Source organism: Pseudomonas sp. 20P_3.2_Bac5, assembly GCF_025466035.1.
Taxonomy (GTDB): domain Bacteria; phylum Pseudomonadota; class Gammaproteobacteria; order Pseudomonadales; family Pseudomonadaceae; genus Aquipseudomonas.
Genome location: NZ_JANLOA010000030.1, coordinates 53,159 through 65,907, shown reverse-complemented (window position 1 = coordinate 65,907; position 12,749 = coordinate 53,159). Strand labels below are relative to the sequence as shown.

At 64.5% G+C, this 12,749-nt stretch carries 16 protein-coding genes; 7 read left to right on the top strand and 9 right to left on the bottom strand.

The genetic code is table 11. The features are described from left to right. Positions 1-158 precede the first annotated feature (158 nt). Genes NTD88_RS05520 through ligD form a run of 6 tightly spaced genes read right to left on the bottom strand, consistent with a single transcriptional unit; the run spans position 159 to position 5,907 of the window. On the bottom strand, positions 159-812 hold the full coding sequence (locus NTD88_RS05520; RefSeq protein ID WP_095159256.1) for a glycosyltransferase: 654 nt from the start codon (positions 810-812) through the stop codon (positions 159-161). Continuing rightward, positions 809-1,408, bottom strand: coding sequence for a class I SAM-dependent methyltransferase (locus NTD88_RS05515; protein WP_095159257.1), 600 nt, complete (start codon positions 1,406-1,408; stop codon positions 809-811). Before NTD88_RS05515 ends, NTD88_RS05520 begins: the two co-directional genes overlap by 4 nt. Further along, the gene (locus NTD88_RS05510; RefSeq protein WP_095159258.1) at positions 1,405-2,157 is read right to left on the bottom strand and encodes a PIG-L deacetylase family protein; all 753 of its coding nucleotides are present in this window, start codon (positions 2,155-2,157) and stop codon (positions 1,405-1,407) included. The genes NTD88_RS05515 and NTD88_RS05510 overlap by 4 nt, the downstream gene beginning before the upstream one ends. Beyond that, positions 2,154-3,197 (bottom strand): acyl-CoA dehydrogenase, encoded by a 1,044-nt coding sequence (locus NTD88_RS05505; protein WP_262191713.1) that lies wholly within the window; start codon positions 3,195-3,197, stop codon positions 2,154-2,156. Before NTD88_RS05505 ends, NTD88_RS05510 begins: the two co-directional genes overlap by 4 nt. Continuing rightward, complete coding sequence (locus NTD88_RS05500; RefSeq protein WP_095159260.1) at positions 3,194-3,457, bottom strand: hypothetical protein; 264 nt, start codon at positions 3,455-3,457, stop codon at positions 3,194-3,196. Before NTD88_RS05500 ends, NTD88_RS05505 begins: the two co-directional genes overlap by 4 nt. Continuing rightward, positions 3,457-5,907: a DNA ligase D gene (gene ligD, locus NTD88_RS05495; protein WP_262154192.1), complete on the bottom strand. Its 2,451-nt coding sequence runs from the start codon at positions 5,905-5,907 to the stop codon at positions 3,457-3,459. The genes NTD88_RS05500 and ligD overlap by 1 nt, the downstream gene beginning before the upstream one ends. A 167-nt stretch (positions 5,908-6,074) precedes the next feature. Between ligD and NTD88_RS05490 the strand changes: the two genes are divergently transcribed. After that, complete coding sequence (locus tag NTD88_RS05490; protein WP_110970914.1) at positions 6,075-6,554, top strand: phosphotransferase system, HPr-related protein; 480 nt, start codon at positions 6,075-6,077, stop codon at positions 6,552-6,554. Positions 6,555-6,571: 17 nt separating this feature from the next. Beyond that, positions 6,572-6,808 (top strand): metallothionein, encoded by a 237-nt coding sequence (locus NTD88_RS05485; RefSeq protein ID WP_262154193.1) that lies wholly within the window; start codon positions 6,572-6,574, stop codon positions 6,806-6,808. Positions 6,809-6,911: 103 nt separating this feature from the next. On the opposite strand, the gene NTD88_RS05480 is transcribed toward NTD88_RS05485, so the two are convergent. Next, a complete protein-coding gene (locus NTD88_RS05480) occupies positions 6,912-7,823 on the bottom strand; it encodes a DUF72 domain-containing protein (protein ID WP_262154194.1) in 912 nt (303 codons plus the stop codon). 158 nt (positions 7,824-7,981) lie between these two features. Between NTD88_RS05480 and NTD88_RS05475 the strand changes: the two genes are divergently transcribed. The 5 genes from NTD88_RS05475 to NTD88_RS05455 all read left to right on the top strand — a co-directional run bounded on the left by NTD88_RS05475 (position 7,982) and on the right by NTD88_RS05455 (position 10,887). Next, positions 7,982-8,374: a low affinity iron permease family protein gene (locus tag NTD88_RS05475; protein ID WP_095159845.1), complete on the top strand. Its 393-nt coding sequence runs from the start codon at positions 7,982-7,984 to the stop codon at positions 8,372-8,374. Positions 8,375-8,434: 60 nt separating this feature from the next. Then, positions 8,435-8,986, top strand: coding sequence for an ATP-dependent Clp protease proteolytic subunit (locus NTD88_RS05470; protein WP_095159844.1), 552 nt, complete (start codon positions 8,435-8,437; stop codon positions 8,984-8,986). Between the two features lie 146 nt (positions 8,987-9,132). Beyond that, positions 9,133-10,017, top strand: coding sequence for an EamA family transporter (locus NTD88_RS05465; RefSeq protein WP_262154195.1), 885 nt, complete (start codon positions 9,133-9,135; stop codon positions 10,015-10,017). A 171-nt stretch (positions 10,018-10,188) separates the two neighbouring features. Continuing rightward, the gene (locus tag NTD88_RS05460; RefSeq protein WP_095159842.1) at positions 10,189-10,380 is read left to right on the top strand and encodes a hypothetical protein; all 192 of its coding nucleotides are present in this window, start codon (positions 10,189-10,191) and stop codon (positions 10,378-10,380) included. A 204-nt stretch (positions 10,381-10,584) separates the two neighbouring features. Further along, positions 10,585-10,887: a hypothetical protein gene (locus NTD88_RS05455; RefSeq protein WP_262154196.1), complete on the top strand. Its 303-nt coding sequence runs from the start codon at positions 10,585-10,587 to the stop codon at positions 10,885-10,887. A gap of 778 nt (positions 10,888-11,665) precedes the next feature. On the opposite strand, the gene NTD88_RS05450 is transcribed toward NTD88_RS05455, so the two are convergent. Then, positions 11,666-12,085, bottom strand: coding sequence for a group II truncated hemoglobin (locus tag NTD88_RS05450; RefSeq protein WP_262154197.1), 420 nt, complete (start codon positions 12,083-12,085; stop codon positions 11,666-11,668). Between the two features lie 111 nt (positions 12,086-12,196). Continuing rightward, positions 12,197-12,529 (bottom strand): hypothetical protein, encoded by a 333-nt coding sequence (locus NTD88_RS05445; protein WP_095159839.1) that lies wholly within the window; start codon positions 12,527-12,529, stop codon positions 12,197-12,199. Positions 12,530-12,749: the final 220 nt, after the last annotated feature.

Here is a 12,749-nt window from a genome sequence, read left to right as displayed (position 1 = left end):
GCGGTGTGCATCCGGTATTTCTTTCGACCTTGAGCAGGCTTGAATGTGAGACCCAGACCTGCCAGAAGCAAGGCGCTGGATGGTTCTGGGGCCGCTATGCGGCCCATCGCGGCTAACAGCCGCTCCTACAGGGTTGCGCGTCAAGCCAAGGTGTTGCGTCACCCCCCCAACGATTTCAAATAATCCCCAAACCCACCCCGCGCCCGGCTGTCCAGCCGGCTGCTGGTGCTGACGCTGTTACGCGCGGTCCAGACGATATGGGCGCCGCTGGCCATCAGGGCGTTGACCAGTTCCACATCCTCGTTCAACGCCAACGGCGGGAACCCGCCCACGCGCTGGTACGCGCGGGCGCAGATGCCGAGGTTGGCGCCGTGGATATGCCGGTGATCTTCCCGCGCCTGATAACGGCTCAGGTACAGCGCCTGGAACGCCGCATTCTGTTGCGGTTGCCACTGCTCGACGTGCACCGTGCCGCACACCGCGTCCGCGGCGCAGTCCAGTTGGCACAGCAGCCAGTCCGGCGGCACGCAACTGTCGGCGTCGGTGCAGGCCAGCCAGTGCGCGCCGCGTTCCAGCATCAGCGCTGCCCCGGCCCGCCGCGCCTGGCCGACATTGCGCACATTCACTTCCAGCGTGCCCACGCCATGTGCCGCAGCGATGCGGGCGCTGTCGTCGTCGCAGCGGTCGAGGACCACGAGGATTTCCACCCGGTGTCCGGCCCCTTCTGCAGCGCGGGCTGCCAGTTGCACCGCGCTCAGGCAGCGCGGCAGGGCGTCGGCTTCGTTATGCGCGGGGATGATCACGGCAATCATGGGCAGGTCTCGTCCAGGTCGATTACGCTGGGCTGGCAGCTCCAGTACTCCAGCAAAAAGTCCGCTTCTTCATGGCGCACTACGCGGTACAGCGGCAGCCGTTGCTCCAGCAGCGCATGAACCTCACGGCCCTGCTGCGGGCAGCCGTCGATCGGGTGCAGCCAGTGGCAGGCGAGCAGGCCGCCGTCTTCGGTCAGGCTGGCGACCGACTGTTCGATCACCTGCAGCCACTGGCCGGGATCGAGGTAGTAGCCGATCTCGCTGAGAACGATGAGGTCGAAACTGCCACCCGGCCAGTCGCCGGGCAGCCGGCCCTGTTCGACCCGCGCATGCGGAAGCGGGGCCAGGCGCTCTCGCGCCAGCGTCACGGCTGTGGGGTCGAGGTCGTGACACAGCAGTTCGGAGCAACGCTCGGCAAGGGCGGCGCTGAGTTCACCGTTGGCGCAGGCCGGTTCGAAGATCCGCTCGTGAAACTGCCGCGGCAGGCTGGCCATGATCAGCTCGCGCTTGCGCCGTTCGTACCAGCGAGTGCGGAACGCCCACGGGTCGTCGCTGGCGGCGAACAGCCCGGCAAAATACTGCGCATCGACACTCATCGGAACACCAGTTCGAAAGGTTGCATCAGGCATTCGAGGGTCGCCGCCGGCAGCACCGGCGGACGGCCCTCATCGGTTTCCATCTGGCTGACATGCGCGGCGATGGCGTGCTGCTTGCGTTGCAGTGCATCGCTGCCGAGGCGCAGTTTGCAGGCCCGTTCCCACGGCAGTCGGCTGTCCTCGGGCTCGGCCCAGTACCAGGCCCACACCGGCACTTCCAGCAATTGGACGCCCTTGGCCTGAGCCGCCTGGGCACAGGCGCGGCCCACCGCTTCGTGGTCGCAATGGCCGTCACCGCGCCAGGTGCAGAGCACTTGGTCACCCGGCTGGAGAAGCTGGCTCAGGTGATTGACCAGGTAGGCTTCATCCCGCGCCACGGCGCTGTCTTTCAGGTTCAGGCGCTGCCAGGCCAAGGCCTGCACGTCGAGGCCGAGGCGTTGCAATGCATGGCGGCTTTCCTGTGGACGTTGGCGGCGCAGGCGGTGTTCGGTCCAGTGGGTGGAGCCGGGGTGGCTGCCCTCGCCATCGGTGACCGAGATCAGCAGCAGGTCCTGCTCACGCCCGCGCAGGCTGGCGAGCAGGCCGCCGCAGGCGAGGATCTCGTCGTCCGGGTGCGGCGCCACCACCACCAGGCGTTGGCCGGGCGGACAGAGTTGCTCGGGCTCGATCCAGGTCGCTCGGGCCAGGTGCGCCGAATGCTGCCAGTCGGCGGGCAGGGTGGCCGGCCGCTCGAACAGTTCGCGGCTCATAGCTGCCACGCTCCGGCCGGGAACTGCGCCAGTTGCCGGCCCAATGCCGCGAGGTCGCGCTCGGCGTGGCTCTGGCGCAGGAACACCGGCAAGTCGGCGCTGAGCCGGGCGAAGTGGCTGTTGTGGCAGTAAGGCGTTGCGCCGAGGGCGCGGCCGACATGCTCGATCACCTGATTGACCGCCTTTTCCACCTGCGCCCGCGCACGGCGCACCGGCAGTTCGGCGTTGCCGCCGGGGTGCTCGTCGATCCACGCGGCGCACTCGCGCAAGGTGGCGCGGGCGCCGCACAGCGCGGCGTCCACCGCGCCGAGGTGGGCTTCGGCGTGCGGGTCCGGGCGCGGCTTGCGGCAGTGTTCGCGCAGGTAGTCGGCCAGCGCTTCGGCGGCGCCGTACCAGCACGCCGCGATGCCGCCGCCGCCCTGCCAGAAACCGGGCCGCGACAGGTACTGCCCCGGCGAGCCGATGGCCACCGCCGGGGAACGGTCGAATTCCAGCAGCACGCTGGTGGTGGTGGCCATGCCCACCGCCTGCCAACCCTCGGCGATGATCCGCTGGCTCGGGTGCGACAACTCGATGGCCACCAGTTGCGGCTGCTCGTCGGCATCCCAGGCGGTGACCAGGGCGTTGTCGATTTGCAGGGCGCCGGAGCACCAGGCCTTGCGACCTTCGAGGATCACCCGCTCGCCGTCGCGTTCGACAATGCGCGTGCGCGCGTCTGGCGGCTCGGCGGCCCACACGCCCCAGATGCCCGGTCCGACCCGGTGGCTGGCGCCGCACTCGGCGAGGATCGCCAAGGCGTCGGTGTGGCCCTCATAGAGCTTGGCCAGGGCCAGGTCGCAGCCGGCGACCCGCGCCAGGGTCTGCCAGCGTTGCAGGGTGTGGCCCTGGCCGGGCAAGGGCAGCAGGTCGAGGTGGTCCCGCTGCAGCGATTGCATCACCAGCGGCAACTGGGTATCCAGGTGCAGCGCCTGCGGTCGCTCGGTGAAGCTGCGCAGCAGGGTGTCGAGGCTGCCCAGATCGAAATCCTGAATGATGCTCATGAGGTTGACTCCTTGGCACGTGCGGTGGCGGGCGTGTCGTTCTTGCGCAGGCCGCGCAGGTTCATGGCGAACAGGCACGCCTGCAGCACGATCAACGCCCAGGCCTGGGTGTGCCAGCCCCACACGGCCCAGAGCAGGTTGCTCGCAATAAAACAGATGAAGCCGATACGCCGCCGGCCGGGTCGCTGCGAGGCGATCCACCAGGCCGCCAGCACCGTGGCCAGCATTGCCGGCCATTGCAGCAGATCGATCCAGTCCATTATTTGCCACCCATTCGCTTGCGCATGCTGGCGCTGATGGATTGGCGGATGCCGGCGTAGTCCTGCCACGGGTCGTTGCCCTCGGCGAGGCGTTCGTCGATGTTGGCGAGGTTCCACTGGTTGGCGCCTTTGATCTCGCCCAGTTCCTCGCGCCAGATCGGCACCGACACCGGCATGCCTTCCCGCGCTCGCAGCGACCAGGCGCAGGCGGTGGTGGCGCCTTTGCCGTTGCGCAGGTAGTCGATGAAGATCCGTCCGACCCGGTTCTTCGGCCCCGACACCGCTGACAGGCGCTCGGGAAACAGCCCGGCCAGGTGATTGACGAGGGCGTGGCTGAAGTCCTTCACCTCGTCCCAGCCGGCCCGTCGCACCAACGGCACGACCACGTGAATGCCCTTGCCGCCGCTGGTCTTGAGAAAGGCGCGCAGGCCCAGTTCATCCAGCAGGGTGAGGGTCAGGGTGGTGGCTTCGACCATGGCTTTCCACGGCAGCGCGGGATCCGGGTCGAGGTCGAGAATGAAGCGGTCGGGCCGCTCGAACTGGCTGTCGGTGGCGTTCCAGGTGTGCAGTTCGAGCATGTTCATCTGCACGGCGCCGAGCAGGGTGTCCTGGCGATTGATGACCATCGCCGCCTGGCCGGCCTGGTCCTTGTCGTAGCTTTTGACCCCTGGCAGATCAAGGTGGGCGACGTGCTTCTGGAAGAACAGCTCGCCGCTCAGGCCGTCCGGCGCCCGCACCAGCGCGACCGGGCGGTCCTTGAGGTGCGGGAGGATCAGTTCCGAGACCTGCGCGTAATACTCCGCCACCTTGAGTTTGGTGGTGCCGCTGCTGGCGTCGATGATGCGCTCGGGGTGGGTCAGGTGCAGGCTGGCGCTTTTTTTCGCGGGCATGGCGCGCTCCAGGTTGATGCCGTTGGCCGGTTTGTCGTCGCGCAGGCCGTGGAACACGGCGTGGCGGACGATGCCGTCGCGGGTCATCTGGGCAAAACTGACTTCCGCCAGCAGCTTCGGTTTCAGCCAGTGCACGCCGCGCACCTCGGCGCCGGTGGGCGGTTTCGCCAGCGGCGGGCGCTCGACTTCCAGCGGGCTCAGGCGTTGCAGCAGGCTGTTCAGGGTCGCGGTGCTGAAGCCGGTGCCGACCTTGCCCGCGTAGCGCAATTCGCCGTCGTCGTGCAGGCCGAGCAACAAGGCGCCGAAGGCACTGCGGCTGCCTTTCGGATCGGTGTAGCCGAGCACCACGAATTCCTGGCGCTTCTTGCATTTGAGCTTGATCCAGTCGCTGCTGCGGCGCTCGACGTAGAGGCTGTCCAGGCGCTTGCCGATCAGCCCTTCGAGGTTCAACTGGCAGGCGCTTTCCAGCAGCGAATCCACCGGCTCGGCGAACGCCGCCGAGTAGCGCAGGGCGTCGGGCGCCTTGGCCAGCAGTTTCTCCAGCGCCGCGCGGCGCTCTTGCAGCGGGGATTGGCGCAGGTCGTGGCCGTCGAGAAACAGCAGGTCGAACAGGTAGTAGGTGATGGGCTCGTCGCGCTCGGTATCGAAGGCGTTTTGCAGGGCCTGGAAATCCGCCACGCCGTTTTCGTCGGCGACGACCATCTCGCCGTCAAGCCAGGCCGAACGGATTTTGAGCTTCTTCAACGCGGCGACCTGATGGGGCATTTTCGACGTCCAGTCATGGCCATTGCGGGTGAACAGGCTCACCTCGCCGGCGTCGATGCGGGCGAGGATGCGGTAGCCGTCGAACTTGATTTCGTAGAGCCAGTCGCCGTCCGGCGCGGCGTCTACCAGGGTCGCCAGTTGTGGCTTGATCTGCGCGGGGAGGGCGCTTTGCGCGGCGGCTTTTTTAGCGGGGCGGGCGGTCTTTTTCGCAGTGGCGGGTTTCGTCGTCGAGGGCAGGCTGCGGTCGCTGATGACGCTGTCCGGCTCGGCTTCGAGGATGTCGTAGTCGCTGGCGTCACGGGCTTGCTTGTCGGCGGATTTCACCAGCAGCCACTGTTCCTTCTTGCCCGCCAGATGGGTACGAAACAGTGCCCAGCGACCGCCAAGTTTTTCGCCCTGCAACTCGAAATGCAGACGGCCGCGGGCATAGTCCTGACGAGGGTCGCCTTCGGGCAGCCAGACGCCGCGATCCCAGACGATCACGTCACCGGCGCCGTAATGGCCTTCGGGGATGTGGCCCTCGAAATTGGCGTAGTCCAGCGGGTGGTCTTCGACGTGCACGGCGAGGCGCTTCACGCTCGGGTCGAGCGACGGACCCTTGGGAATCGCCCAGCTTTTCAGGGTGCCATCCAGCTCCAGGCGGAAGTCGTAGTGCAGGTGGCTGGCATCGTGTTTCTGGATGCAGAACTGCAACGCCTGCGCCGGTTTGCGACGGGCCTGCTTGCCGGCCGGCTCGGGGCTGGCGGCGAAGTCGCGCTTGCGCTGGTACTCCTGCAAGGGCTTGGGCTTGGCCATGGCGGGCTCCGATTGATGGCGAGAGGAATCTGCGTCCTTTCAAGTGGGAGCGGGCGCTGGCGACAGGAGTTCAATCCGCCTGCCGCCGACCGGATGGCGGAAAGTCTGAATCATTGGCGCGGTGGGGGAGTCGACTCCATGAGAGCCCATCTGACACCGAGGCAGTCATGATCGAGAAGAGCGATAAACCCGCAGAAGCCACGCCACATCAGGCCCAGGAAATCGACGATATCCAGGACCGCATGGGTGAAATGCGCGAACTGGACTTCAGCGACCGCAACGACGAGCGCCAGGGCCGTGCCGGGGATGCCCGTCCGGGCCGCGAGGTGGACGAGGAATTTCCCCGTGAGCGCGTCGAGCGCAGCGGCATGAGCGGCGGAGAGACCCTCACCGAAAGCCAGCACGAAGACAACGTCAACTACGACGACCTTAGCCCCGACACGCTGTATGACCAGACCGGCGCCCGTGATGCGTTCGAGCGCGGTGGCGATGGCCCTGCGGACCAGGAATTGCGTCGCGTCGATGGCGCAGAGATTGGCGGTGGTCTTGGCCTTGATGAGGCCGAACTGGCCCGCTCGGCGCCGCTGGATGGCAAACCCTGGACCGACCGCGTTTCGCCTGCCGAAGGCGATGACGAAGAACAATGAACGAGGAGGAAATGACCATGTCCGATCATCACTGCGCCTGTCCCGGCTGCACCTGCGAAGTGGACGCCAATGCCGTAGTCCGCGATGGCCAGGCCTATTGCTGCGAGGCCTGCGCCGGCGGCCATGCCCACGAAGAGCCGTGCAGCATGGGCGAATGCCATTGTGGCGACGGCAAGCCGGAACAGCCGAACGAATCCAATGTGGATAACGCACTGGAAGAGACATTTCCGGCGAGCGACCCGATTTCGCCTTGAGCCGGCCCTGCGATCGAGCGCCGCTCCTACAGTACCGTCACCACGACACCGACCCCTGTAGGAGCGAGCTTGCTCGCGATGAGGCCCGCACGCCGCCCCTCTCTCAAACCTCCCAGACTTCCCCCGGCACCGTCTCCAGCCCACCCGCAAGCTTCAGCCGCTCCAACAAATCACGCGCATCAAAGGGCGCGCGGACCTTGAGGTCGTTGTCGAAGTAGCAATAGACATCCTTGGCGCCTTTCACCGCGTCCTTGCGCCCCCCGGCCAGTTGGGCATCAGCGGGCTGCTGGCCGCGGCTCCAGGTACGGATGCGCTGAGCCCAGCGTTCCAGCGCGGATTCGGTGTAGCCACTGGCGTACAGCTCGGCATCGCCATGCAGGCGCAGATAGAGGAAATCGGCGGTCAAGTCTTCCAGGTACGGCCACTTGCCGGCGGTGTCGGCCACCACCAGGGCAACGCCGTGCTTGCGCAGCAGGTCGATAAACTCGGCGTTGCGAAAGCTCTCGTTGCGGATCTCCACGGCATGGCGCAGCGGACCGTCGCCATGGCTGTCGAACGCGCCGTCCTTGTTCATGCGCGCGCTGCACTGCCGGGCGCAGTGCGTGGCGGCATGGCGGTCCTGGGGCAGGCGTTCGAAGAAGTCGGCGAAGCGCTGGGGATCGAACGTCATGCTCGGCGGAAACTGCCAGAGGATCGGCCCGAGCTTGTCGCCAAGCTGCAGCGGGCCGGAGGCGAAGAAATTGGCCAGCGGTTCGGCGATCTCTTTCAGCCGCCGCACATGGGTGATGTAGCGCGGTGCCTTGACCGCGAACACGAAGCCGTCCGGCGTGTCGTCGCGCCATTCGGCGTAGCGCTGCGGGGTTTGCAGGGCGTAGAACGAACCATTGATCTCGATGCTGCTGACCGCCCGCGAGGCGAACGCCAGCTCTTTCGCCTGGACCAGGCCCTCGGGATAGAACTGCTTGCGCCAAGGGGCGTAGCGCCAGCCGGAAATACCAATATGGATCTCGCTCACCGGGGTGTCCTTTGCGAGGGATCTTATGGCGTGCGACCGGAAGTTTTGGCGATGCGTTCAGGGCGATGGACGAGTGGCGCCGGCAGGTGAGATTGACTGAACTTTGCCCTCGCCAGCCTCTCCACCGAATGTCGAATGGTGTTGTGAGGAGCACCCACATGAAGTTCTCGCGTTTCGCGCAGAAGCTGGCCAACTGGACGGGCCGGCCGATGACGTTTGGTATCGCCTTCGGGCTGGTGGTGGTCTGGGGGCTCAGCGGGCCGTTGTTTCATTTCAGTGATACGTGGCAATTGGTGATCAATACCTCGACCACCATCGTGACCTTCCTGATGGTGTTCCTGATCCAGAACACGCAAAACCGCGACACCGATGAGTTGCACATCAAGATCGACGAACTGCTGCGCACGACCAAGCGCGCGCACAATGCCTTGCTCGGGCTCGATGATCTGGACGAAAAGCAGTTGCACGAGCTGCGCAAGCGCTATCAGCACCTGGGCGAGCTGGCCGAGCACAAGGCACCCGGCAAGGACGTGAAGGCCGACGACGCCTGATCCACGGAAGACGCCGAGGCGCCGTCAGGTCCTCGGCAACCGACCTGATACGAGGTGAGCATGACCAGTCATATCATTCACTTCACCGGACCGATCAATTCCTCCACCTGCGGCAACCTGATCACGACCTGCTCGCGCGCGTTGCAACAAGGCGCCGAACGCCTGCAGTTGAACATCGCCACGATGGGCGGGGAGTGCAGCTACGGTTTCAGCCTGTACAACTTCCTGCGCTCGCTGCCGATCCGGGTGGACACCCACAACCTCGGCACCGTCGAGTCCATGGGCAATATCCTGTTCCTGGCCGGCGAGCACCGCACCGCCTGCGCCTTGAGCAAATTCCTGTTTCATCCCTTCCACTGGAACCTGCACGGCTCGGTGGACCACGCGCGCATGGCGGAATACGCGATGAGCCTGGATTACGACCTGCTGCTCTATGCGCAGATCGTCGCCGAACGCACCGAGGGCGCGGAGCAGGTGCTGGATATTCCGCGCTACCTGATGTCGCACCCGCGCATCGTCACCCCCGATGAGGCCATCCTGTGCGGGCTGATTCAGGCGATCGACGATTCTCCGATGGGTGCGGATGTCACCCAGTGGAGCGTCCACGCCTGAGATTGCCGCTTCCTGGTGCACCGATCACAGTCGGCGTGATCGCGACCCGTCCATAACCCCGGCCGTCAGCCTCGCTTCCCGGCGTAGAGCGGCTTTTGTAATAACGTTATGATGTTTCCGAATATTACAAATAGGCCGGGGGGAACATGCCGCTCAAGGATCTGCTGTTGGCGCTGGTGGTGATCGTCGCCTGGGGCTTGAATTTCGTGGTGATCAAGGTCGGGCTGGACGGCTTGCCGCCGATGCTGCTGGGCGGCCTGCGCTTTGCGCTGGTGGCGATCCCGGCGGTGTTTTTCATTCGCCGGCCGCAGTTGCCATGGCGCTGGCTGCTGGCTTACGGGCTGACCATTTCGTTTGGTCAATTCGCCTTTCTGTTCGAAGCCATGGGCAACGGCATGCCGCCGGGGCTGGCGTCGCTGGTGCTGCAGTCGCAGGCGTTTTTCACGATGATTTTCGCCGCGGTCTTTCTCGGCGAGCGGCTGCGGGCGGCCAGTGTGCTGGGGCTGCTGGTGGCGGCGGGCGGGCTGGCGCTGATTGGCAGCGAGAATGGCGGCCATGTGCCGTTGCTGGCGCTGATCCTCACCCTCGGCGGCGGCGCCTGCTGGGCCATGGGCAATATCATCACCCGGCGTTTCGGCAATATCGATTTGATGGCGCTGGTGATCTGGGGCGCGCTGGTGCCGCCGCTGCCGTTCTTCGCCATGTCGTGGTACCTCGAAGGCCCGGCGCTGATCGAGACGTCGCTGCGCAATATCGGCATGAGCTCGATCCTGTCGCTGGTGTACCTGGCGCTGATTGCGACAATGCTTGGCTACGGCTTGTGGAGTCGGCTGCTGTCGCGCTACCCGGCCGGCAAAGTGGCACCGTTTTCGCTTCTGGTTCCGGTGGTGGGGCTGAGTTCGTCGGCCGTGCTGCTGGATGAGCGCTTGAGTGCGATCCAGTGTTGGGGTGGTTTGCTGGTGATGGTCGGGCTGTTGATCAATGTGTTCGGGCCGCGCCTGAAAGCGCGGTTCCTGCCAGCGCGAGCCTGAGATTCGGCAAGGGGCGCGGGCGGAATGATTGCACTGCGCCATTTGTCGGTCTTTTTGCTTTGTGACTGAGCAGTCCGCAAATGTCCGGCTAGTCTCTGAAACATCCAGGTCGATATTTTCAGGTCTCTCGCTGGGGGATCGGTATCGACCGAATCAGAGGGGAGCCGGTAAATGAAGGATCAATTTCTCGAAGACCTCGGTGACGAATTTCCCGTCAATAGCGTGGTGCGTTGCGGCCAGGCGGCGTTCCGCCTCGGTTTCGCCAACATGACCCTGGACGATGCCCAGGTCACCTGGAAATCCAGGACGCCCTCGCGCATCGAAAGCCGCAGGTTCCTGCCCGCCGCATTGCCAAAACGCTGAAACCCGTGCCCTTCGGGGCATGTTCGGCTTGTGCGCCACGTCTTTTTGATTTTGGTAAGGCACTGCCCGAAAGCGCGGACTGGTACGCGAAATCTGCCAATTCATGCCGCTTTGCTTGATCTTGCTCATTGCGCCGCCCGGCGGCGCTGGAGAGGGAGGGTGATCTGTGCCTTACTAGCGCGGTAAATCCAGTGGAGGACTGTAATGCGCATCAGGGAAGAGAAGTATTGGGAATGGGCGGATGCCCGGTTGCACAGCCGCAGTCATGACGAGGTGTTCAGCGATGGCACCAGTATCGATGTCCAGGTAAGGCTTTCGCGTACCGGGGCAACACAACTTTTTCTCGGTGTTTATGCCCGGCAGGGCAAGGCCTTGCTGGAAGAGTATTACCCGTCCCGCCCCGGTGAGAGCATGAGCCGGGCGCTGGTCTGGGGTGTCGATCGGGCTCGGGCGATGGTCGCCGGGCTGCAACCTGAAGAGCCGATGGCGCTGCTTCGCCAGGCGTGAATGGAACTATTGAAAAAGCCGGCAGGGTTGCCGGCTTTTTTTTGGTTCTTCACGGGGGGCTTTGGCTTTGGGTTTGGGTGCTCTGGGCTGATCCATTCCGTGTGGCGAGGCTGCCGGCCCCTTTCGCCTTTACGGCGAGACCATTTTGTCTTGGCAAAATAGACGAAAACCGCTGGCTCCTGCATCCGGCCCTACGCTGCGCTTCGGGTTCCCTCCCTCCGGTGTCTTTCGGGGGCCACGCGGCCTACGACTTGCTTCGCAAGTCTTCACCTCGCGTCTTCGGCTACGCCGAAGGGTGCTGCGCACCTGCCCCCTACAGACACCTCCACTCGGCCTACTGACGTCGCAATTTGTGTCGTCTGAATTTTCGTGCATGAAGAGCGAGAGCAAAAAAGAGCAAATCGCTGGTTTCACTAGGCTGTGATTTCGAAGATCCGTCATCACAGGCGCCGCCCGTAACTTCGCGACTTCAGGAGGCCGAGCGGAGGTGCCTGTAGGGGCAGGTGCGCAGCACCCTTCGGCGTAAGCCGAAGACGCGAGATGTAGACTTGCTTGCAAGTCGTAGGCCGCGTGGCCCCGAAAGGCGCCGTAGCGAGGGGACCCGGAGCGCAGCGTAGGGCCGGATGCGGGAGCGAGCGGTTTTGCCTACTTTTCCCAAGCAGAAAAGTAGGCCGCCGTAGAGGCGGAAGGCGCCGGCAGCCTCGCCGCATCAAACGGATAAGCTCGCAAAGCCAAAGCCAAAGCTAGGACCAAAAGACAAAACAAGGAAGGCATCCCTTCAATGCCCGTGCCGCGCACGACTGGCCTGAACGATGCGCCCAGCCGGAACCCGCAGTTGAGTCAGCAGATACTCGGCGAACTCCGCTGAATAATCCTGGCGAGCGATGGCCTGGGCCATGCAATCCAGCCAGATCCGGGCGTGACCCTCGTCCATCGGCCACTGAGCATGAAAGGACGGAAGGCCGATCGGCCCGTAGCGTTCGGCGAACAGGCGCGGGCCGCCGAGCCAGCCACTGAGGAAACAGGTCAGCTTGTCGCGGGACAGGCTCAGGTCATCGGCGTGCATGTGCCTGACGGACTGCGCGCTCGGGTCCTGGTCCATGATGTCGTAGAAGTCATCCACCAGGCGGCGCAGGCCGTCGAAGCCGCCGGCTGCCTGGTAGGACGCGTCCGCGGTGCCGAAAGCGGGGCTGGTCATGCGGTTACTCCGGGGAAAAGCCGCATTTTAGCCAGAATCACGCGATGAACTTTGATGCCGGGCATGAAAAAGCCCGGCCATTGCGGGCCGGGCTCAATTGACGCGGGTGAATCAGCAGAGGCGGTCGATAATCTGCACGCCCTGGGTTTCACGCAGCGTTGGCCACTCTTGTTCCAGGGTCTGCAACACGCGACCGACGTACTGGGTGTCGGCGGCGGCCTTCTTGCCGACGTAGCCCTGGCCGCGGCGGTACATCTTCAGCCGGGCGCGCATGTTCGGCTTGCGCTCTTCGAATTCGTCTTCGGCGGTGTAAGGCGACAGGCTGTCGATATGCACCTCGCCGGCATCGCAAACCCAGAGAATGTGGCTGTCGAGGCTGTCTTTACGCGCTGCGAACAGTTTGGCCAATTCTTCGATGGTCGGTTTTTCGTTCAAGTTCATCATTAAAGCCCCCATTAACCCGTCAGTGGTTTTTGTCTATCTGGCGCTACTCATGTAGCGCACTACCAAGGCTGCTACCGCAGCATTGCAACAGGGGCTTTCTTCACTCTGCCTTTTGGACAGTCCCTCTCCACGGACGACCCGAAAACTGCTCAGACCGTCTGGAACACCCTTGCCAGCACTCCCGATCGGGGAGATGGGCTCATCATGCAGAGGGCGACGA